At 44.9% G+C, this 20915-nt stretch carries 18 protein-coding genes; 12 read left to right on the top strand and 6 right to left on the bottom strand.

Features of this window, described 5'->3' with window-relative positions:
* Window positions 1-82: 82 nt before the first annotated feature.
* Complete coding sequence (locus tag L9Q40_RS12675; protein ID WP_498793486.1) at window positions 83-1525, top strand: DUF2867 domain-containing protein; 1443 nt, start codon at window positions 83-85, stop codon at window positions 1523-1525.
* A 38-nt stretch (window positions 1526-1563) separates the two neighbouring features.
* Here the strand turns inward: L9Q40_RS12675 and L9Q40_RS12680 are convergent, their stop codons facing one another.
* Entirely contained in the window at window positions 1564-2166 is a 603-nt protein-coding gene (locus L9Q40_RS12680) for a NapC/NirT family cytochrome c (RefSeq protein WP_041170211.1), read from the bottom strand.
* A 30-nt stretch (window positions 2167-2196) separates the two neighbouring features.
* Window positions 2197-2808, bottom strand: coding sequence for a c-type cytochrome (locus L9Q40_RS12685; RefSeq protein WP_236614638.1), 612 nt, complete (start codon window positions 2806-2808; stop codon window positions 2197-2199).
* Window positions 2809-3385: 577 nt separating this feature from the next.
* On the opposite strand from L9Q40_RS12685, the gene L9Q40_RS12690 reads away from it, so the two are divergent.
* Genes L9Q40_RS12690 through L9Q40_RS12700 form a run of 3 tightly spaced genes read left to right on the top strand, consistent with a single transcriptional unit; the run spans window position 3386 to window position 8730 of the window.
* A complete protein-coding gene (locus tag L9Q40_RS12690) occupies window positions 3386-5698 on the top strand; it encodes an OmcA/MtrC family decaheme c-type cytochrome (RefSeq protein WP_498793489.1) in 2313 nt (770 codons plus the stop codon).
* A gap of 52 nt (window positions 5699-5750) precedes the next feature.
* Complete coding sequence (locus L9Q40_RS12695) at window positions 5751-6737, top strand: DmsE family decaheme c-type cytochrome (protein ID WP_498793492.1); 987 nt, start codon at window positions 5751-5753, stop codon at window positions 6735-6737.
* A 10-nt stretch (window positions 6738-6747) separates the two neighbouring features.
* Entirely contained in the window at window positions 6748-8730 is a 1983-nt protein-coding gene (locus tag L9Q40_RS12700; protein ID WP_498793494.1) for an MtrB/PioB family decaheme-associated outer membrane protein, read from the top strand.
* A gap of 75 nt (window positions 8731-8805) precedes the next feature.
* On the opposite strand, the gene L9Q40_RS12705 is transcribed toward L9Q40_RS12700, so the two are convergent.
* From L9Q40_RS12705 to rsuA, 3 genes are all read right to left on the bottom strand, one after another.
* The gene (locus L9Q40_RS12705; RefSeq protein ID WP_498793495.1) at window positions 8806-9465 is read right to left on the bottom strand and encodes a DUF2913 family protein; all 660 of its coding nucleotides are present in this window, start codon (window positions 9463-9465) and stop codon (window positions 8806-8808) included.
* Entirely contained in the window at window positions 9465-10667 is a 1203-nt protein-coding gene (locus L9Q40_RS12710; protein ID WP_020332991.1) for a Bcr/CflA family multidrug efflux MFS transporter, read from the bottom strand. The genes L9Q40_RS12705 and L9Q40_RS12710 overlap by 1 nt, the downstream gene beginning before the upstream one ends.
* A gap of 438 nt (window positions 10668-11105) precedes the next feature.
* A complete protein-coding gene (rsuA, locus tag L9Q40_RS12715; protein WP_330470438.1) occupies window positions 11106-11807 on the bottom strand; it encodes a 16S rRNA pseudouridine(516) synthase RsuA in 702 nt (233 codons plus the stop codon).
* 121 nt (window positions 11808-11928) lie between these two features.
* Between rsuA and radD the strand changes: the two genes are divergently transcribed.
* From radD to L9Q40_RS12750, 7 genes are all read left to right on the top strand, one after another.
* Window positions 11929-13680, top strand: coding sequence for a DNA repair helicase RadD (gene radD, locus L9Q40_RS12720; RefSeq protein WP_498793498.1), 1752 nt, complete (start codon window positions 11929-11931; stop codon window positions 13678-13680).
* A 132-nt stretch (window positions 13681-13812) separates the two neighbouring features.
* The gene (locus L9Q40_RS12725; RefSeq protein ID WP_014231546.1) at window positions 13813-14247 is read left to right on the top strand and encodes a PepSY domain-containing protein; all 435 of its coding nucleotides are present in this window, start codon (window positions 13813-13815) and stop codon (window positions 14245-14247) included.
* Window positions 14248-14258: 11 nt separating this feature from the next.
* Window positions 14259-14918, top strand: a complete 660-nt coding sequence (locus L9Q40_RS12730; RefSeq protein WP_065299476.1) for a response regulator transcription factor — start codon at window positions 14259-14261, stop codon at window positions 14916-14918.
* The gene (locus L9Q40_RS12735; protein ID WP_020332986.1) at window positions 14908-16257 is read left to right on the top strand and encodes an ATP-binding protein; all 1350 of its coding nucleotides are present in this window, start codon (window positions 14908-14910) and stop codon (window positions 16255-16257) included. The genes L9Q40_RS12730 and L9Q40_RS12735 overlap by 11 nt, the downstream gene beginning before the upstream one ends.
* 284 nt (window positions 16258-16541) lie before the next feature.
* A complete protein-coding gene (rplY, locus tag L9Q40_RS12740) occupies window positions 16542-16820 on the top strand; it encodes a 50S ribosomal protein L25 (protein WP_014231543.1) in 279 nt (92 codons plus the stop codon).
* Window positions 16821-17323: 503 nt separating this feature from the next.
* Window positions 17324-19027 carry a bifunctional UDP-sugar hydrolase/5'-nucleotidase UshA gene (gene ushA, locus L9Q40_RS12745; RefSeq protein ID WP_498793503.1) on the top strand — a complete coding sequence of 568 codons (1704 nt, stop codon included), beginning with the start codon at window positions 17324-17326 and terminating at the stop codon, window positions 19025-19027.
* Window positions 19028-19447: 420 nt separating this feature from the next.
* Window positions 19448-19675 carry a hypothetical protein gene (locus L9Q40_RS12750; protein WP_014231541.1) on the top strand — a complete coding sequence of 76 codons (228 nt, stop codon included), beginning with the start codon at window positions 19448-19450 and terminating at the stop codon, window positions 19673-19675.
* A 99-nt stretch (window positions 19676-19774) separates the two neighbouring features.
* Here L9Q40_RS12750 and L9Q40_RS12755 read toward each other — a convergent pair whose 3' ends face one another.
* Window positions 19775-20023, bottom strand: coding sequence for a DUF1289 domain-containing protein (locus L9Q40_RS12755; protein ID WP_498793505.1), 249 nt, complete (start codon window positions 20021-20023; stop codon window positions 19775-19777).
* A gap of 178 nt (window positions 20024-20201) precedes the next feature.
* Here L9Q40_RS12755 and L9Q40_RS12760 point away from each other — a divergent pair, with 178 nt between their 5' ends.
* Complete coding sequence (locus L9Q40_RS12760; RefSeq protein ID WP_020332982.1) at window positions 20202-20648, top strand: META domain-containing protein; 447 nt, start codon at window positions 20202-20204, stop codon at window positions 20646-20648.
* Window positions 20649-20915 lie beyond the last annotated feature (267 nt).

Genomic DNA, 20915 nt, shown 5'->3' on the forward strand with positions numbered 1-20915 from the left:
GACAACTTATTGAAAGAAATGGAAAAGTGTCTCATGATTATACCTAGTGGTGATAATTCCACCAACAAAAAAAGGACAAAGAATGAAAAAGGTGTTGGTACTTGGCGCGTCTGGATACATAGGCTCTCAACTTCTCCCTCTTTTACTAGATAAAGGTTACAGCGTCACAGCAGCGGCGCGACATATCGATTATTTAGAATCAAGATCGCGCCCTCATCCAAACCTGACGCTGAAATACCTGGATTTAGCCGACGCTGAGGCAACATTATCTATTGTGAATGACTTTGATTTGGTCTTTTTTTTGGTGCACGGAATGGCTCAGGGAGATGACTTTGTCGAATACGAGCTCAACCTTGCACTGAATTTTAAGTTCGCCTTAGAAAAAAGTCGCGTTAAACACGTTATTTATCTCAGTGCAATTCAGCCCCAAACGGGAAATTCGCGCCATTTAGCCGCGCGAAAAGCAACCGGAAAAATCATTCGCCAGTCCGGAGTTCCGGTCACAGAATTGCGCGCTGGTGTGATTATCGGCCCGGGTTCTGCGGCTTTTGAAATAATGCGTGACTTCGTTTACAACCTGCCTGTTTTAGTCACACCAAAATGGGTGGACTCTAAAGCCAACCCGATAGCTCTGCCTAATCTGAATCATTACTTACTCTCCCTTGCGGCAGAACCACCACCGGAGGAAAGTAAGATCTACGAAGTGGGAGGGCCAGATACATTAAGTTACAGAGAACAATTTCGCGTTATATGCCAAGCGACGAATAAGCCATACCGGTTGTGGTCTACCCCACTGCTTACCCCTAAAATGGCGTCGCACTGGCTCGGGCTCATCACTTCCGTTCCATCAAGTATTGGCAAGGCACTACTCGCCGGATTAGAACACGATTACATCGCTGATTCGGTCGCGATTGAGACTCGGTTTCCACAAGAAATGATCAGTTATGAACAATCGGTAACAGAGGCAATTGCACACGAGGGAACGTTTGTACGTAGCAATGTTTGGGGATTTGAGCCAGCGGCACTAAAACGCTGGCAACCAGGATATGGCTACTTTCCTAAGCAAGCAGGAGCCAGCATAAAAACCAAAGCATCTGCTGAGGCGTTGTGGAAAGTTGCTCAGAAAATTGGTAGCCGAGAGAAAGGATACTACTTTGCAAATATTCTTTGGCGAACCCGTGAATGGCTGGATATCTTTTTTGGTGGCGGGAAACCCGTTCGAGTCTCCCCTCTCGGCCCCGAACTCAAAGTGGGCGACTTCATTGACTCTTGGAAAGTCATCCGGTGTGAAGAAAACCAATTCTTATCTCTGTTTTTCGGCATGAAAGGACCCGGGCTTGGGCGCTTGGAAATCAGTATAAAAGATGAAGGAGATGTGCGAGAGCTGGACATAACGGCATGGTGGCATCCGCAAGGTTTTCTGGGGCTGCTTTACTGGTTTGCCATGATGCCGGCCCACTTGTTCATATTTAATGGCATGGTGAAAGCGATGGCTAACCAAGCGGAAGAAAACTCAGACCACTAGGCAGCCATACTTTATACTTATCAGAGCTTTAAGAAGAATCAATTAACCATAGCGGTGGTTTCAACCATTTCTTCTTCGACTTCTTCTGGCTCATCCTCTGGTAACTTGTGCGCTATACCAGCATGACAATCGATACACGATTGATCTCGTGATTCCATCATTTGGTGTCGACGAGCCGTCGTACGACCTTGCGCTTCGAAGTCCATGCGATCAACCTGGTGACAGTATTTACATTGCTTGGACTTATTGGCGACAAACTCCTCCGTTACGATTGCCGCAAGCCTTGGCCGGTGTTCTGACTCAAAGTTTTCCAGCGTAATATCGCCTTTCAATTTATGGAAGATATCCGCTGTCGCGGTGATTTTAACGATCATTTTGGGAATAAACTCTCTCGGAACATGACAGTCACTGCATGTCGCGGCAATCACACCTTTTGAGTTGTTGTAATGTATTGACGCTTGATATTCCTCCACGATCGTATCCATCCCAATGTGGCATCCGAAACAGAAGTCGTTGGTGTTGGAATAATTCATAACGCCATGGTAAGCGCCTAGTGCGCCCACGCCTAAGATAAAGGCGACTACACCACCAAGCGGGATGCCGAGCATCCATTTTTTATTAGGTCGACTCCACCATCCCATATAGTTTGCTCCACCTTGCCAGTGATTGATTTATTGGAAACTTGCGTAATATTCAGACAGTGCAACCAAATCGTCTTCACTTAACCCTTTAACAGCGCTATCCATTTTCTTATCTACAGAACGAGCACCGCTATGGAACTGCTTGAGCGTGGTTAGCAAGTAGCCTTTTTGCTGGCCGGCTAGAATCGAGGTTTCATCCATCGGATCGCTGCCTCCATCCACATGACAGCTGTCGCAATTTTTCTCGTGAATCATTTTCCCTTTATCAGCCAGTGACTGATCGAAGTCTTGTTTCGCACGAACAAATGCAAGCTGTGAATAGTGTGCAGCTAACTCTTCCACTTCTTCTTCGGAAAGCGATTTCACAATAGTCGCCATGTCACCACTTTTGCTCGTATCACCATAAACATGCTTAACGGTATCAGCAGGTCTACCTTCTGCGTACTGCAACATTTGGTCAGTGAAATTAAATTCAGGTAAGCCCGCAATAGAAGGAATATTGGTATTTGTCGATACCCCACCCGGTCCATGGCATGCCTCACATTCCAAACGCTCGATTAATTCTGGAGCGGATGCTTGCACTGACGAAACCAGAAGAAAGTTTGCTGTAATCAACGTCAACGCTTGAGTTATTTTTGTCAAAGAAGAACACATAGGCTGCGATTCCTAAACTTAAATATTATTGAAAGACAGTGAGAACTAGGCGGCTGTATCTAAAATCTACTAGAAAGAAAATGGAATAAACATGACGATTCTCAAGTCAAATCACTGCTAAACCAACGCTTTCTTATAAGCAATTCCAATATCAACCTGTCCAAAACAACATCTCATTTACATACACAATACATATTAGACCACGCTCTTATAATTTGCTGACATTAGAAAGGCAAATTATAACCTTATTTTTTATAAGTCATTGTTATGCATAATAAAACAACAAAATCCATAACATTCAACACTTTGAGCAACATCACAACACTCAAAAAATCTCTTTAGCGAGCTGTGAAGCACGGTTTTATGTCTTTACTCAAAACAGTCGGTGGTAGAGTGGAATGTAAATTTTGACCCGTCGTTGTTCACTCTCTCCAAAAGATAACTAACAAGAATAAAGCAAACTACTTTATATGGGCTCTTTATACTCAGAGCCGAAAATTCAATAAGTTGTATCTAAATTAGTCCCACTTTTATTTAAATCTATTAGGTGAAAGCGAGAGGGAAAATGAACAATATAAAACTACTTTTCATCACAACCCTTGCCATGTTGATGGCCGCATGTGGTCCAGGCGGTAAAAATGATCAAAATACCCCTCCGCCAGATGTCAGTTCATTCAGCGTCGAAATCGAAACTCCGATGCTTATGCCCTCCGACAGTGGTACTGAAACAAAGTTGGTGGTTGACTTTAACGTTCTGGACGGCGCTGGACGTGACTACACGTTCGACACCGATAAAGACTTTAGAATCGCGGTGTTGAAAGCAATGCCGGCACGCAGTGACGTTGAAGATACCAGTGACCCCGCTTACGACTATAACGGGCGTAACGGCAATACCTTCTGGAAAAGTTTCCATCACTCCAGTGATGCTTCAAATAACAGAGCATCAATGGAGAGTGTTTGGGATGGCGATTTAGAGAAAACAGACGACGGCTATCGTTACACCTTTGCAATTACAGACATTTTGAAAGTCGCCGATCCGTATCCTGCCGATTCCGCTGATAATGACGGGTACATTAGCTGGGATGAAGATAAATTGCACCGAATCGTGTTCGCTTATGGCGACCAAGAAGTCGGTTTTACCCATGTTTATGAGTGGGTACCAGGTACCAGTTCAGACAGCACTGTAACGAGGAATGTCATTGAAGACGGAACCTGTGCGAATTGTCATATGAACGAACCGCTTCATCATGGCCCGGGTTATCGTTCAATCGACAACAACATCGCCGTTTGTACGTCTTGTCACAACGATAGTAACCCAGGTGCAGCACCCGCTCGTAGACCTCTTGCGGCCGTTGTACACCAATATCACGGCAATGTATTTAAACTTGGCAGTGACAGAAATGACCTGACTACGTACAAGCAGCCTGTTGATGACAGTGAACAGTTAGTCACTGACATAGACGGTCTTGTCGTTGAGGGCAGCCCATTCCCACAAGATGCGCGCAACTGTACGACTTGTCACTCGAGTGACACAGCAAAAGCCTCGGATGCAAACAACTGGTTTGAACACCCAACCCAAGTTGCCTGTGAAACCTGTCACTTGTTCCGTGATCGCGGAGCTCATGCAAATCAAGTTGGTACTGCATGGATTCGAGACGGTTCCCCTCAAAATACTTGTACCGGATGTCATCGCCCTTATGAGCGTGACGAAAATGGCGACCCAATCATTGGCGAAGACGCAAGCAGAAGCGCTAAAACGGTTCACATGATGCGTTTAGCTAACCTATCAACCGCCAGAGATACGTTAGACGTCTCGATTGAACAAGCGCGTTTCATTGATGATAGCTTCGAAGTTCAAGTACGCATCATGAAAGACGGTGTGGGTATAAGCTCGATGGCTGACATTAGGCCTTATATCAATAATGACGATCACTTCTATCTTCTTCTTAACTGGGATAACGGTGAAGGACCTCTATTGTCATATTTAAGTCCGTTAACTTTCTCGTCACCATCGCCGCTCCCAACCGTTGATCTGAACATGTATGGAGACGGTGCGGTTGGCAATGGCTGTGTTGCAGAAGGCGATGGTATGTTCACCTGTCACAAAGACCTCAGTGCTTCTGATGTCAAACCAACCAGCACTTCGAAACTGACTGTCAACATTGCAGATGTACCTCTATGTGCTGACAGAAGAGAAGGCGTGCTAAGTGAGTGTGTCAACTTTACCGGTATTGATCTAATCAAGAGTCCGTTCATGATTGCAGCAAATAACTCCTCATCAGCCTTCGGCATTGGTGGTGTGGAAATTCCTCATAGTCTTCCAATGGGCGCGGATATTGAGAGCTGTAACGGTTGTCATAAAGAGCTGACAATCCACGCAGACTCTCACGCGGCGACTGATTTCCAGCAATGTAAAAATTGCCATAACTCAGAACGTCCATCTTTTTACACAGGCATACCGGCAGATCTGAAATACCACGTGCACTCGTATCATGCGTTTGGGTCTCATCGTAATGGTGAGGCGGTATTCCCAGGAGCAATTAACAATTGTGAATCTTGCCATACATCGTCTCAATTTAACCTGCCAAGTCAGGAAAATACACGCCCATCATTGGCGATGAATACAGCAGGAGAAACAAAATACTTCAGCCCGGCTCTAGTCGCCTGTGGTGCATGTCACCTTGAATCAGCGCTCGCGGACGCAGATCCAGAAACTGTAGCTGGTGATGCAATACTGAGCCATATGATAAATAACGGCGCAGTCTTTGGTGCTGACACAGCAGCAGAAGCGATGGGCTCTGAGCAATGTTCGACATGTCACGCTATCGGGCAGTCTCAGGGCGTAGATAAGGTTCACAAGGTATATGACTACCGTTGAAAACGTCATTGATCATAAGTAATTAACGATTAAGGATGAAAAAGGAATTGTTATGAGAGCAATCATTCAGCGGTGGTTAGTGGTGTTAATACTCGGGTTTGGGGTAATTTCTTCAGTAAACTCTGAAGACGTTACCGAGCCCGAGGCAGAACCTGAAGCAGCGACCTTATCGAGAGAAGAGATACAGGCCATACTGGATACGAAGTTTTCAGAAGGGAAATACTCTCGTCGTGGTCCTGATGGCTGTCTACGATGCCATGATGACACGTCTGATAAGCCTGCTACGGGTATTTTCGATAATGTACATGGTAAAGCTGCCAATATTCACGGGCCAATGAACGATAAGCAGTGTGAGGCGTGCCATGGCCCGGCAAATAACCATGAACGTAATCCTCGTAAAGGCCAAGTAAGGGAGCCAATGATCACCTTTGGTCCTAACTCCCCTGTTCCTGTAGAGAAACAAAATAGCGTGTGTTTGTCGTGCCACCAAGATGCTAAGCGTTCTACTTGGCACAGCAGTGAGCACGCTTTTGAAGGCCTATCGTGCTCGAGCTGTCACCAGTTGCATCAAAAGGACGATCCTATGATGGTCGCTGAGTTGCAAGCGGATAAATGTACAGATTGCCATATTAAGGCCAAATCTGACATTCATAAGCGCAGCAGTCACCCGGTACTGGATGGTGTGATGACCTGTTCGAATTGTCACAACCCACACCAGACAATCAACGAAGCGAGCCTCAATTGGTCATCAATTAATGACACCTGCTATGAGTGTCACGCGGAAAAACGCGGTCCAAACTTATGGGAACATGAACCCGTTACGGAAGATTGTACAACCTGTCACTCTCCTCACGGTTCAGTTAATAAAGCCATGTTAAACAAACGTCTACCAATGCTATGTCAGGAGTGTCACCGCGTTCCTCATGCTAACGTTGCGATGCCTGAAAACGACTTGAAGGTTCGTGGTGGTAGCTGTATGAACTGCCATACTCAAGTGCATGGCTCTAATCACCCACGCGGTCAGACGCTAAGATATTAAGGAGGGTGGCATGAAACTATCAAAAATCTGTATTGCTATTTCCCTTGCTTTATCTCTACAAGTACACGCAGAGGATTATTCGCTGCAGAATAGCCAAGAGGCTGATACCAGCCGCTGGAATTGTACTGACTGTAGTAGCGATGGTTTGTGGAGTGGTGATGTCAGTGTGGGCGTCGGTTATCTCGATAACGACGGTTCAACACGATTCTATAACTGGAATCCACCTCTTCATGGCACTAGTTCAGACAACAAGCACCTAAATGCAAGCCTGAATGCGGATATTGAACGCTATGAAGATGATGGCTTCTACAATCGCTTACTTGTTGACGACTTAGGGCTACAACGCTTCTTGATTCAATGGGAAATTGGAGAGTATGACGGTTTTCGTTTGGTAACAAGTTACAGCGAAACGCCCTACTACTGGAATCGCTCATCATTAAGTGCCTACCAAGGGAGTGACAACGTACTCACGAGTGGAGCTTTGAGCAAATATGATCACGAAGTTACCCGTGATACCTTCAAGTTTGAGCTCAAGTACACGCCTAAATCACCTTGGCAACCCTATGCATCGATGAAACATGAGCGTAAAGAAGGCACAACGTCCCTCTATTCATCAACCATACCGGGTTATGGCAGTGGCCCCGGATTCATTCCTAAGGCCGTCGACCATGAGACACTCAATACCCAAGTCGGTATGAGCTACGTAGAAGATCTCTGGTTGGTTGATGTTGCCTATCGCGGTTCCTTCTTCCGCAATGACATGTCAGCGCTCTACTATGGCGATACTTCAGACCCGTATGCGAACCAACTTTCTAACGAACCTGACAACGATTTTCATCAGCTGGCTGTGTCCGGTAATTATCGCGTGAACCAACAAACCTTCAATGGCCGGATTTTATGGTCACAAGCTACATCTGAAGGAGGTTTACTACCATTTGCGTTGTCCCCTTCTAACTCAAATACATTTCACGGTGAAACCAGTACTTGGCAAGTCAGTGGGGATTATCACAACAAACTATCACGTGATACCGCTCTGAAAGTGTCTGCTGATTACTCCGACAAAGACGACAAGTCTGATAGAAACGATGTGGTTGGCGCAACGCGCGAAAGCTATGACCGCACCAAAACAAAACTGGAAGCCTCGGTCACTCATCGCCTCAACAGCGATATCAGATTGAACGCGGGCTATGACTACACGCACGACAAACGAGAGTACGCTGATCGTAAAAGTATTGATGAGCAAAGTTTGTATTTCGGAGCTCGTTATCGTCCAGAAGCGCCATGGCAATTAGGCGGTAAATTATCCTACTCATTCCGAGATGGATCTTCTTGGCGAAATTCAAGTAGCGACTCGCCTAATTTACGACAATACTACTTAGCCGATAAAAACCGCATAGAATTACGCGGAGACGGTAGTTACGACATCTCTGAAAACGTACAACTCCTCGCAGAAGTCTGGTACGGCAATGATGATTATGACAAACCGGATATTGGCCTGAGTGAGGGTGAAGACTACGGTTATGATTTAAGCGTCAATTTCAACCTCGCTGAGGGCTTGAATGGACATGTGTTCTATAACCAACAAATCATTCGCTCAGAACAGCAACAAGCAAATTCGGATGTCGTTGGATGGGATAGATACAAAACAAAACTGAAAGACGATGTAACCACCGTTGGCTTTGGGGTCAGTAAAGACGGGCTTCTTGAAGACAAGTTAACCCTCTCTCTGGACTACAGCTATAGTCAGGCAGACAGTAAATCGTCAACAACGGCCAGCGGGTATCAGTATCCGGACAATGAATACAAATCATCGCGTCTTGAAGGTGTTGCAGATTATGAAATCTCAGACAATCAAAGCGTTCAATTCAATGTTCGTTACGAAGATTACTCTGAAGATGATTATCTCTTCAATAATGAAGTAAGTAACATGGGTGACGTTCTGCAAGACTACAACGGCATTTATGGCGGCGTTTATTGGAAGTATCGCTTCTAGCCAATGTGAGTTGTTAAAACTAAAAAAGCATCAGAGACACTACGAATCTGATGCTTTTTTGTTTACGGGGGCAAATTATGCCTGAAAGCTGAGGGGAATCTCTGCTAATTGATTGCCTTCATTCGCAGGAAATATTAGGTACTCGCCGTGGTATTTCACCATCGATTTATAATCTGTTACCTTGTGGACCATAAAGCCCGCCTGCGATGCTTTTTCGACAAACTCAGCATGATTACCGCGCACAAACCAACTCATCGGTTTAACCAGTAACTCACCATCAAAACAGCTTTCACATTGGTCTGCACAGAGTGTTAATGAGTTTTGACCTTCGGTAAATATCTGAACCTTACCGCATCCTACTAACTGTTCTGAAGTAGACACTTCCCAGCCCGCTTGCTCCATGACATCCAAAAAGGCTTCAATATCAGAGTCTTTAATCACTTTGGCTTCTTCGCCTTCAGGGAAGAACTGGGCGTAATAGGCTGAGATACGTTTAAAGATAAACAACAAGCCTGAATCGTTACCCTTTGAACGCCCCGCTTTTTGCCAACGGGTCAAATCATCACCCACTACTCGGCCAAAATTTTGCGATTTCAGTGCTTTTGTTACCCAACGCACCAAGTAATGGTTGTTAGCCACAGGCGCATTCGCCAGCTTACCTGAGCGATGTTCCGCGTCCAAATCTGCCAACGCAGAGTTAACTAGATTCTGAATTTCTTTGGTGTAATCCGACATTACGCCTTTCTTCCTAAAGTCCAATAAAACAGTGCAGACAGCACTGCACAAGCAAACATAACAATGAGCATTGGCCATGCAACGTCACCCGGAAGTGCCGCCACAAACGCACCAATCAACGACCCCATGCCGAACCTTAATGTGCCCGCCAGTGACGATGCGGTACCAGCCATTGATGGGTAACCACTTAAAAGTAGTGCCATAGCGTTACTGCCAATCGTCGATAACGTACCAATAAAGAGCACAACAAAAGGTACCGTGCCCCATAAGCCTAAATCCAACAACCAGGCCACTAACAAACCAATACCGGCCAAAAGCTGAACCGACAGGCCAAAACGAAGCATGGCATGCGACCCCACTTTTTTCACCAAGCGGCCGTTAATGCTGGTCATGATGATCATCGCCACAATATTCAGACCAAACAAGTAACCAAAGTAGTCAGGTCGAACACCGTATATATCAATATAGACAAATGAGCCCGCGGTAAGGAAAGCAAACATTCCAGAGAATGAAAATGCGCCAGCTAACATCAGGCCCAACGCTTCGGAGCTAGAACACAAACGAGCGTAGTTTCTTAGTGTCGTACGAAAGCGTAAAGGTTGACGATTTTCTGGTTTCAATGTTTCCGGAATCTTCCAAAATACGAGTGAAATAACCACAACGGCAAATATCGCCAGTACCCAAAAGATTGATCGCCATCCAAACCAGATCGCAAAGTGTCCGCCAATCATCGGCGCAACTAACGGCGCGATTGTGATGACCAGAGTAACAAATGACATAGTACGGGCGAAGTCTTCACGTTCAAACATGTCGCGAACGACCGCCTGGATAATGACCGCCGCTGCCGCACCCGCAAAGCCTTGCGCGGTACGAACATAAGTAAGAGCGTCAATGCCATTTGTAGTCGCACTCACAACTGCCGCTAATCCAAAGAAAAACACACCTAAAATCAGAACAGGTCTGCGTCCAAAACTATCTGAAAGCGGGCCGTGGATTAACTGTCCGATCGCAAAGCCTGCGGTATATGCCGTTAATGTAATTTGTACCGCGCCAGGAGCGACACCGAGATCTTTCGCGATCGCAGGCATCGCAGGCAAATACATATCAATGGCGAGCGGAGTAAGTGCACCAATCGCCCCAAGAACGATGAATAGTAAAAAGGAGAGTTGGGATTGCGGAGCACTTTGAACTTTTTCTGTCATTCTTTTACCTCTAGTTGTGTCCCAACCACTCGCACCCTGGCTTGGATACAGTGATCAATGAAGCTTCTCGTCACGTTGATTATAGGAATAACAGCGAATCCAAAATCTCGTTTTACAAGGTTCAAAAGGACGAATGGATACCAAGGTGCTGCAAACGACTCAAACAATAAAGCGCATGATAACGATTCAAATTCATACGCTGACGATGAGAGTAAAGAAGATGGGCAATGAAGCTCACTCCACCATTTTTCACCACATCGGATGTTTTACGAGAAAAGTAAGTGTCTTAGATAAACGAGCCTCAGTTAATAACTTGAGGTTTGACACTGACTAAAACTGTCTGGCACTAAATCTATTTGGTAGGAGCCGCCATTTTGAGCGATTTCCTACCAAAAAACCAGTTCCCATTAGGAACTAAATAATTTCCTAGAGCTATGATTAATTCCAGATCGAATCAATTTCTTCTTGAGTCAAATAACGGTAATCACCCGGTTCGAGTGCTTCGTCAAGCTCGATAGAACCAATGCGTTCACGATGTAGATATTCAACTTTGTTACCGAGCGCAGCAAACATGCGTTTCACTTGGTGATATTTGCCCTCAACGATGGTTAGCAACAACTCATTTTCAGCTTCATTCACGATCTCTAAACGCGCTGGTAACGTCGCTTCCTGCTCATTGCGCAGCATGATGCCTTCAGCAAGTTTCTCAGCATAATCAGGCTGAATAGCATCAACTAGCCAAACACGGTAGGTTTTTTCACACTTGTGTTTTGGCGAAGTAATGCGGTGCGACCACTTACCGTCGTCGGTAATGAGCACCAGACCGGTAGTGTCAACGTCCAGACGACCAGCAAAATGTAGATTTTCGATTTTTGGCTCATCTAACAACATGAATGCGGTTTGATTAAAGCCATCTTCATGTGAACAAACGAAATCAGCAGGTTTGTACAACATAATGTAACGTGGCCCCGGCGCAGCAACTACGCGCTCTTCCCACATGACTTCCGCACCTTCCGGCACCTTGAATGATCCACTTTTTTGAATGTCACCATCAACGGTCACTTCGCCACTTTTGATGATCTTTGTCGCCTGCTTGCGCGTCGCACCCAGAGCGTCACACAAATATTTATCTAAACGCATGAATACCTCATTGAATTATACCCAAATGCTCTCCGAATCGTGGTTCTAAGATCACTTGGGTATAAAAGTCAGGTATTATAACGTCCCTGGTTGGAATAGTTGAGCAATTTCACATTTTTTCATGTATACACTTCGTCCCTATCAAGCTGACTCTGTAAAAGCGGTCATTCATTACTTTCGTAAACACTCGACACCTGCCGTGATTGTGTTGCCAACTGGTGCGGGCAAAAGCCTGGTGATTGCCGAATTGGCTCGTCTGGCTAAAGGGCGAGTGTTAGTTATGGCGCATGTTAAAGAGCTGGTTGAGCAAAACCATGCCAAATACGAAGGGTACGATCTCAAAGGCTCGGTTTTTTCTGCTGGCCTTGGACGCAAAGAAACCGATCAGCAAGTTGTGTTCGCTTCTGTTCAGTCGGTGGTAAGAAACTTAGATGCCTTCAAAAACCAATTCTCGCTACTGGTTATCGACGAATGTCATCGCGTGCCAGACGATAAAAACAGCAGCTATCAGAAAGTGATTACTCATTTGCGTGAGTTGAACCCAGGGATTAAAGTTCTTGGTCTTACCGCCACCCCATATCGATTGGGCATGGGTTGGATTTACCAGTACCATACTCGCGGACAGGTTCGAACTGAAGAACCGCGCTTCTTCCGCGACTGCATCTTTGAATTACCAATTCGCTACTTGCTCGATGAAAACTTCCTGACGCCAGCGCGAATGATGGACGCGCCCGTTTTGTCTTATGACTTTTCGCAGTTAAAACCCGCCAATACCGGGCGCTACAAAGAAGCGGAAATGGACATGGTGATCGACAAAGCCAAACGTGCAACGCCGCAAATCGTCGAACAAATTATTCAATACGCAAAAGACCGACATGGTGTGATGATTTTTGCAGCCACGGTTCGTCACGCGCAGGAAATTCATGGTTTATTACCTGAAGGCCAAACCGCAATTGTCATCGGAGATACGCCAACACCGGAGCGTGACGCCATCATCCAAGCGTTTAAAAACCGCGAAATCAAGTATCTGGTTAACGTGTCGGTATTAACCACTGGATTTGATGCACCGCACGTTGATCTGATTGCCATTTTGCGTCCGACAGAATCAGTCAGTTTGTATCAGCAAATCGTCGGCCGCGGGCTACGTCTATCCGAAGGTAAGTCAGAATGTTTGGTGCTTGATTACGCAGGCAACAGTTACGATTTGTATCAGCCAGAAGTTGGCGATCCCAAACCCGATTCCACCAGCGAAATCATTACCATTCCCTGCCCTGCTTGTGGTTTTAATAACAACTTCTGGGGCAAATTGGATAGCAATGGCTTTTTGCTCGAACACTTCGGCCGCCGTTGCCAGGGTTACTTCGAAGATGAAGACACGGGTGAACGCGAGCATTGCGGTTACCGATTCAGAGCGAAATATTGTGGGGAATGTGGTGCTGACAACGACATTGCTGCGCGCATCTGCCACGAATGTGACGCCACATTAGTCGATCCGGACAAAAAGTTGAAAGAAGCGCTTAACCTGAAAGACGCGTTGATATTCGAGTGCACTGAGATGGACTTGTCTGTCTTCAAATCTAATGACGGTAAGTCTCAGTTAAAAGTTACCTACTCGGGAGAACCATACCAAGGTGAAGGGAACGCGTTAGTTCATGAGTTTTGGTCTCTCACTACCAAAAAGCAAAAACAGAACTTCAAAGATCAATTTGTTCGTCCTCATCTCGCGGACAAGCATCGCCCGTTTGAAGAAGCGTCCCCGACTCGAGTCGTGGCAAATCAGCACCAATTTCGCTTACCGCAGTTTGTGATTGCCAGAAAGTCAGGGCGTTTTTGGAAACTGCGTGACAAAATTTTTGATGATGAACTGAAGTAGCTTCTACCAATTCAGACGATTCATTTCAATGCAGGTAACCAGTGAACCTCTCAACTTTCTTGCTGACAGGTTCACCTTCTATTCATATACCGCTGCCTATAATCCTGCCAATTCTTATGAAAAGGTTTTATTATGAACAAATCAACGAATTCTCAGCGTGTTGCGTTGTTTTTAAGTTTGCTACCGATGGTAATTTCGGCACCTACGTTCGCACAACAAAAGGATCTGTTGGCATCACAAGACGGCCATGCGATTGTGCAGGATGTCATAAAACCTGGCACCGAGATTGAATTTGATGAAGACCAGGATGAGGTCTATCGCGCGGTGCAAAATGGTGATATTCGACCATTCTCCGAACTCTACGCAACGGTCGAAAAAGACTTGTTTGGTCGTATTATTAAAGTCGAACTCGAAGAAGACAATCATGCGTGGGTTTACGAATTAAAAATTCTCTTTGACAGCAACGTCCTAAAAGTTGAGTACGATGCAGCAACATTAGAAATGCTCGAAGTGAAAGGTCGTAACTTCAATAAAGCGCTGAAACCACAGCAACAAATAAATGAATAAAAGAAGCCACTATGAAAATACTTGTTGTCGAGGATGATCCTCGCATTGGTGAGCAAATCATCGAGACGTTGGAAAACACTGGCTGGGTACCTGAACTCTCTCAAGATGGGATTGACGCGCTATATCGTGCGACAACAGAAGAGTGGGATGCGATTGTTTTAGATCTCGGCTTGCCTAAGCTGGATGGCTTATCAGTATTGAAAGGCATCCGAGATGAAAACATTAACACGCCTGTCGTTATTCTTAGTGCCCGCGACGCGTTAACAGAGCGTGTTGAAGGACTGAATGCCGGTGCTGATGATTACCTCACCAAGCCTTTTGAGATGGTGGAATTGATCGCCCGTATCCGTGCCCAGCTTCGCAGAGCCTCTGGCAATGCTTCTCCTGTCATGCAAATTGGCGATCTGAGTTTGGATACCCGCACCTCTAAAGTGATGTGGAAAGGTGAGCCGGTTAGCTTAACTGCGCTCGAGTACAAAGTTGTTGCGTACTTTGTACATAATCCCGAGAAAGTGATTTCACGAACAGAACTCGTCGAGCATATTTACAAACAAGATTTTGACCGAGACTCAAATACCATTGAAGTCTTTATAGGTCGTATCCGTAAAAAAATTGCACCGAAAATCATCAAAACTGTCCGTGGCTTAGGGTACCAACTCAATGCCAAATAAATACAGATTGCCACTGTATCCATTAAAGCGTCTGAGTATCAAAAGCCGGCTGGTATTGGCTGCTGTCGTTTGGTTAACCGCGATGATCCTGGCTGCTGGCGTCACCATTCCGACTCAAGTGTACAACTACATGGTGGATGATACCCGATCACAATTGAGCGTCTTCATGGACGAGATCGCCGCGCAGTTAGAAATCGACAAAACCGGCCACTTATCTCTCGCGGCACAACTTTCTGATCCGCGCTTTAACAGACCTTATAGCGGGTTGTATTGGAGTGCTTCGACCAAAACTCACCTCGAACGTTCTCGCTCTTTATGGGACAAAAGAATCGAATATAAAGAGCTCGACAAAGACGCTTATGGCGCTCGCGATGAGAAGCTAATTACCTTGGAAAAGGTACTGTATTTACCCGATTACAATGGCCCGATTCATGTTGTTGTCGGCATCGATGAAGCCCCAATCAAAAATACACTTCAGACGTTAATTGGCCAATTATGGTTAATTTTAGGCTTGCTGTTTGCTGGCGTACTTACTGTTATTCTGGTGCAGATAGCATGGTCTTTAAGCCCTCTGACTAAATTACAGAAAGAACTCGCCGAGCTTAAATCAGGAAATAAAACCAGCCTGGAAGAGACCTACCCTAAAGAGATCTCACCCTTAATCTCTGACCTTAACGCGCTACTCTTTCACTATCAGGAGCTTTTAGAGCGGGCACGAAATCATGCCGGGAATTTATCCCATGCGTTAAAGACACCATTATCTGTCCTGAAAAACGAAGTTCGCACCTTGGATACAACCGTCCAGTCCCGATTGGATGAACCTCTGAATCAAATCCAATCGCACATTGATTACCACTTAGGTCGAGCGAGAATGGCGGGTTCAATGAATATCCTCTCCGTAAAAGCCAATCCAGCGCAGCGAGTCGATGCCATTTCTATGGCCTTTGATAAAGTTTACGCCCAACGTGACATCACTTTGGTCAATGAACTCGACTCTGAATTAAACGTGGCAGTAGAGAAAAGTGATCTTGACGAGATGTTAGGTAACCTACTTGAGAACAGTTACAAGTGGGCAAACCAAATGATCCGTGTCCATTCCACTCAAGATAAGGAAAATATCCGCCTTATCATAGAAGACGACGGCCCGGGAATTCCTCAAGAACAGTTAGAGCGTGTGACTCAACGAGGGTTTAGACTGGATGAAGAAACGCCGGGCTCTGGGTTGGGGTTAAATATTGTCAGTGAAATGGCGCATAGTTACCGCGGACAGTTAGATCTAGAAGCAAGCAAAATGGGTGGGTTGAAAGCCACACTTATATTGCAGAGAAGCCGAGCATGAGCGCTTTATTAACACTCTACTCTCGCGTTAAGTAAACTGGGCAATTTGGTGAAAATAAACGCAAGTGGCACGATTTTTGTCCTACCGAATTAAAATGCCTCTATCAGACACACTTTATTAGCTTGTTTTTGTTGATTTAGATGCAATTTGGGTTGCTGAAGTTCGAGTGGAATGATAGTATCCGCGCTCGCTTGAACAGTTCCTGTTTCAAGCCTTACCACAAACAACAAGGTCGCATTGTTGATTGTGAAAACTTTATTTTTACTAATTTGAGAGTAAATACTATGAAATTCGAAGCAGTAGTACGTACTGAACTAGGTAAAGGTGCGAGCCGCCGCCTACGTCACGCTGGCAAATTCCCTGCAGTTGTATACGGCGGTGAAGAAGCAGCAGTAGCTATCGTTCTTAACCACGATGACATCGTAAACCAAATGGACAAGCCTGAATTCTACGAAGGCATCGTTCTAGTTATCGATGGCAAAGAAGTTAGCGTTAAGCCACAAGACGTTCAACGTCACGCGTTCAAGCCAAAAGTTGAACACATGGACTTCATCCGTATCTAATTCCCTACCAAGGAATTACTCGGATTAAATCCAAACCTTTTGCATAAAAGATAACCGGACTTACCAACCGAACTATCTTAAAAAATTTCAAAGCCCCGGAGACTTACCACCTCCGGGGTTTTACTATTTTGGGCCCTTACTCAGCCTCTGAATAATCAACCGCTACCTTGCCCCACATAAATCGCACTAACTGTCTGTTTCTTGATTGAGAAAGTTACAGAGAAATACAAAATTTCACTCTTACCTGTTTAACATCTCAAAATATGCACCTAATCCCACACAAATAAAGTGCACTTCTATTAACTACCTCACAAAAACTGCCTAAAGAAAATACAAATTTAGCGCTAAAAACCGTTTCTGTTTATTTGTAGACAATGCTTGCAGGCTGACTAACTCACTGATTTGATACAAGTATAAATAAGAGCTTGATCACTAAACTTTCATATTATTTCCGTATATTGCACGCCGTAACAATAACAAAATCACAAACAAAGGTTCTACTTATGCAATTTTCCAAATCTCTATTGGTACTTTCAGTAGGCGCGGTTTTAGCAGGATGTGGTTCAGACAGTGACAGCATCTCTATTACTTGTGAAACGGCTGATTCATGTACGAAATTCACTGTTCTTCATACTAACGATAACCATGGTCGCTTTTGGCACAATAATGACGGCGAATACGGCATGGCTGCACGTCACACTTTAATCCAATCTATTCGTGCAGAAGTGGAAGCGAACGGCGGTGAATCCATTCTTCTCTCTGGTGGTGACATCAACACTGGCGTACCAGAGTCAGACATGCAAAATGCAAAACCAGACTTTATCGGCATGAACCTAATCGGCTACGATGCAATGGCGGTCGGCAACCACGAATTTGATAACTCACTAGACATCTTAGATATGCAAGCTGAGCTGGCAGACTTCCCTATGCTAGCAGCGAATATCTACAAGAAAGATACTGACGGTAATGTCACCGATGAACGTTACTTTGCACCGTACAAAGTGTTCACGATTAACGGCCTAAACGTTGCGGTTGTTGGTCTTACGACAAAAGATACGGCAAAGCTGGTTAACCCGGACAACGTAGCGGACATCTACTTCGCAGATCCTCAAGACGAAATTAAGAAAGTTCTTCAAGAAATAAAAGACAACGAAAATGTCGACCTTGTATTCGCAACGACTCACATGGGTCACTATCACGATGGTAACCATGGCAGTGAAGCACCGGGTGATGTACTGCTAGCCCGCTCTCTTGAAGAGGGTCAATTGGATGCCATCATCGGTGGCCACTCGCAAAATCCTGTTTGTATGGAGCCAGGCACCAACGAGTATGCGGATTTCAATCCGGGCGATGAGTGTACACCAGACCAGCAGAATGGTACTTACATCATGCAAGCGCATGAGTGGGGTAAATATGTGGGTCGCGCGGATTTTGAATACTTTGACGGCAAACTGCATCTGGCCAACTATGAATTAATTCCAGTTAACCTACGCGATGACAACGACGAAGTGATTGGTGAATATTTCGAACCAGACGCAACGGTCCAAGATACGCTTCGTACCTATCAGGAGCAAGGACAAGAGCTGCTTGATGTCGTTGTTTCTAACACCGATGGAAAACTGGAAGGTGATCGCAGCGTTGTGCGTTCGCAGCAAACGAACCTGGGGCATCTTCTGGGCAAAGCATACCGAACATACAACCTAGTTAATGCTGACTTTGGCGTGATGAACTCTGGTGGCGTGCGCGACTCAATTCAGGCGGGCGATATCACCTACCGTGACGTCCTTACTGTGCAGCCATTTGGAAACTTCGTAACGAAAGCGACCATGACAGGTCAGGAAGTAAAAGATTACCTGGACGTTGTGGCAACGAAATCTGCAGGCTCTGGTGCTTATGCTCAACTGGACAACATCACTCTGGATGTCGATTGTGATGCTGGCTCTGTATCAATCACGGATATTAATGGCAAAGGTTTCGACTTATCCGCAACTTACACCTTCTCAGTCATTAGCTTCAGTGCCGCTGGCGGTGATGACTACCCTGTTATTGATGTTGAATCGACTCAAATGACAGATGCTTCTGTGCTAAGAGAGTTCTTCGTAAATAACCCTCAAATATCAGCAGCAGACTACGAGAAGAACCTAGGTAATATTCAGTACTTCAGCAACAGTCAGGCTGTGACAGGTTGTCCAGCAACCAGTAGCTAATTACTGAATTTCATAATTTTTTGTACAGAAGCTAAACGCTCTTACAAGCCGAAGTTTATTTTAAAAAAGCCGGGACGTTTGGGTTCCGGTTTTTTTTATTTCCATAAATTGCTGAAAATTATCCACCTTCACAAACTGTTCAAAAAATGTTCATTTGAGTTGTTGACGCCCCTGTGCTGGGCTTCTATGTTTGATAAGGTCTTTCGAAAATATAGGCTCGTTAATTAGCTTTTCCGAACATTTTAAACGGAAGTGAGAGCGAGTGTTAGAAAGATGGAAATGGCGTTGCAAACACTGCTCTCAAACAATTTGTCTTTGGACTCCAAACTACGGTGACTCGCCTCAACGCGGGCGCCAATGAGCAGCGATTCTAGACGTCAATATGTGTCAAATGCTGCCATCGAGTTCTGGAGGTCAAAAATGAAACGAGCCAGCAATAGCTACCGACTTCAAATGATAAAGGAAGTGGTTACCCGTAGAGAACGAGAAGCCTGTACGGATCCTATGGCGAAATACATCCATAGATTGATGGATGAAAATCCAACGAGCAAATTAGATGTTGAACTTAACCATCGATTTGCTGGAAATCACTTCGACGAACAAGCAGGAGGTTGGGTTAGCGATACTTGGTCCATGAAAATGAAGTAACGCCAGATGCCTGTTTTACAGAGCATAATGTGGATAGGAGCTTCCCGGCTCACAAGACGTTAATGCGGGCCGGGAATAAACACATTAAAGCCCATCTTTTTAAAATAAATCTTGTTGCGGTGAAACATCTTCTTTTGGCTGGTCAGCCTTCCCCTTCCCTGCTAACAGTTTTCTTCTGTACCGCTGACGGCATAACTTGATCACATGAAGCTGCTGAGCAGGTGTGTACTTCTGCCAGTTAAATCGTTCTTCTCGCTTACGCATACACCCTTTGCAGTAGCCTTTTTCATCAGCGCTACAAATGCCAACACAAGGGCTCGAGACGCTAAAAAACTCCAATTGCTCCATGCTAAAACCGTTCTTTAATTGTGAATGTCAAAAACGACTCAAATACAACAATACATTGCTGTTATCTGGCGGTAAACTGCGTTATGTCACGCTTATACGAAACTATTACCGTATGCTGACAAAAAACAGTGTTTTATTAATTACACTTCTTTTCGTTTTTTATAACGGAGTCTATTAAATGAAGCTTAGTCTAAAAACGTTAGTTGCTGCAATCTCCCTTCCTGTTCTGATGACAGCATGTGCAAGCAACGGTGATAATGTGAAAAAAATAACGGCTCAAGACTTACAGCACCACAATTGGGAGCTGGTTCAAATCGATGGTAAGAACATCGAACTTAACGAACGTCAAAAAGCACCTCGCCTGGAAATTGGTGAAAACCTCACAGCTAACGGTAATGCTGGCTGTAATAATTTCTTTGGTCAGGCTGAACTAAAAGATAATCAACTACGCATTGAAAAGATGGGCATGACCATGAAAATGTGTATTGGTGACATCATGAACGTAGAACAAGCGATGTCATCGACACTGTCTGACTGGAGTGACATCACGCTAACTAAAGATGGCTTAGTTCTTAAAAACTCTGAGCATGAATTGACATTTACACTTCGTGACTGGATGAACTAATCCAATACAACGCGTAAGTTAGAAAGCAGCCTATCACGGCTGCTTTTTTGCTTTCGCCACTCAACGTCCTATTGTCCCCTACATGAAGACCAATCGATGTTCGACATTAATACATTCATCTGAAAGAATTTATTACACCGCACGGTCTCTCTTTTCTTGAAATAGCATTCACGTACTCACGCTATATTTTCTCTAATTGACCTCACATTGATCGTAATTCTATTAGTCAATGCGTTAACCCTACGGGCATTCACGTTGATAATAATA

The organism is Allocatenococcus thiocycli, assembly GCF_921292965.1.
Classification (GTDB): Bacteria; Pseudomonadota; Gammaproteobacteria; order Enterobacterales; family Vibrionaceae; genus Vibrio; species Vibrio natriegens.

Coding starts and splice junctions, on each gene's coding strand:
- L9Q40_RS12675 (WP_498793486.1), top strand. CDS start 83: ATGAAAAAGGTGTTGGTACTTGGCGCGTCTGGATACATAGGCTCTCAA.
- L9Q40_RS12680 (WP_041170211.1), bottom strand. CDS start 2,166: ATGGGATGGTGGAGTCGACCTAATAAAAAATGGATGCTCGGCATCCCG.
- L9Q40_RS12690 (WP_498793489.1), top strand. CDS start 3,386: ATGAACAATATAAAACTACTTTTCATCACAACCCTTGCCATGTTGATG.
- L9Q40_RS12695 (WP_498793492.1), top strand. CDS start 5,751: ATGAGAGCAATCATTCAGCGGTGGTTAGTGGTGTTAATACTCGGGTTT.
- L9Q40_RS12700 (WP_498793494.1), top strand. CDS start 6,748: ATGAAACTATCAAAAATCTGTATTGCTATTTCCCTTGCTTTATCTCTA.
- L9Q40_RS12705 (WP_498793495.1), bottom strand. CDS start 9,465: ATGTCGGATTACACCAAAGAAATTCAGAATCTAGTTAACTCTGCGTTG.
- L9Q40_RS12710 (WP_020332991.1), bottom strand. CDS start 10,667: ATGACAGAAAAAGTTCAAAGTGCTCCGCAATCCCAACTCTCCTTTTTA.
- rsuA (WP_330470438.1), bottom strand. CDS start 11,807: ATGCGTTTAGATAAATATTTGTGTGACGCTCTGGGTGCGACGCGCAAG.
- radD (WP_498793498.1), top strand. CDS start 11,929: ATGTATACACTTCGTCCCTATCAAGCTGACTCTGTAAAAGCGGTCATT.
- L9Q40_RS12725 (WP_014231546.1), top strand. CDS start 13,813: ATGAACAAATCAACGAATTCTCAGCGTGTTGCGTTGTTTTTAAGTTTG.
- L9Q40_RS12730 (WP_065299476.1), top strand. CDS start 14,259: ATGAAAATACTTGTTGTCGAGGATGATCCTCGCATTGGTGAGCAAATC.
- L9Q40_RS12735 (WP_020332986.1), top strand. CDS start 14,908: ATGCCAAATAAATACAGATTGCCACTGTATCCATTAAAGCGTCTGAGT.
- rplY (WP_014231543.1), top strand. CDS start 16,542: ATGAAATTCGAAGCAGTAGTACGTACTGAACTAGGTAAAGGTGCGAGC.
- ushA (WP_498793503.1), top strand. CDS start 17,324: ATGCAATTTTCCAAATCTCTATTGGTACTTTCAGTAGGCGCGGTTTTA.
- L9Q40_RS12750 (WP_014231541.1), top strand. CDS start 19,448: ATGAAACGAGCCAGCAATAGCTACCGACTTCAAATGATAAAGGAAGTG.
- L9Q40_RS12755 (WP_498793505.1), bottom strand. CDS start 20,023: ATGGAGCAATTGGAGTTTTTTAGCGTCTCGAGCCCTTGTGTTGGCATT.
- L9Q40_RS12760 (WP_020332982.1), top strand. CDS start 20,202: ATGAAGCTTAGTCTAAAAACGTTAGTTGCTGCAATCTCCCTTCCTGTT.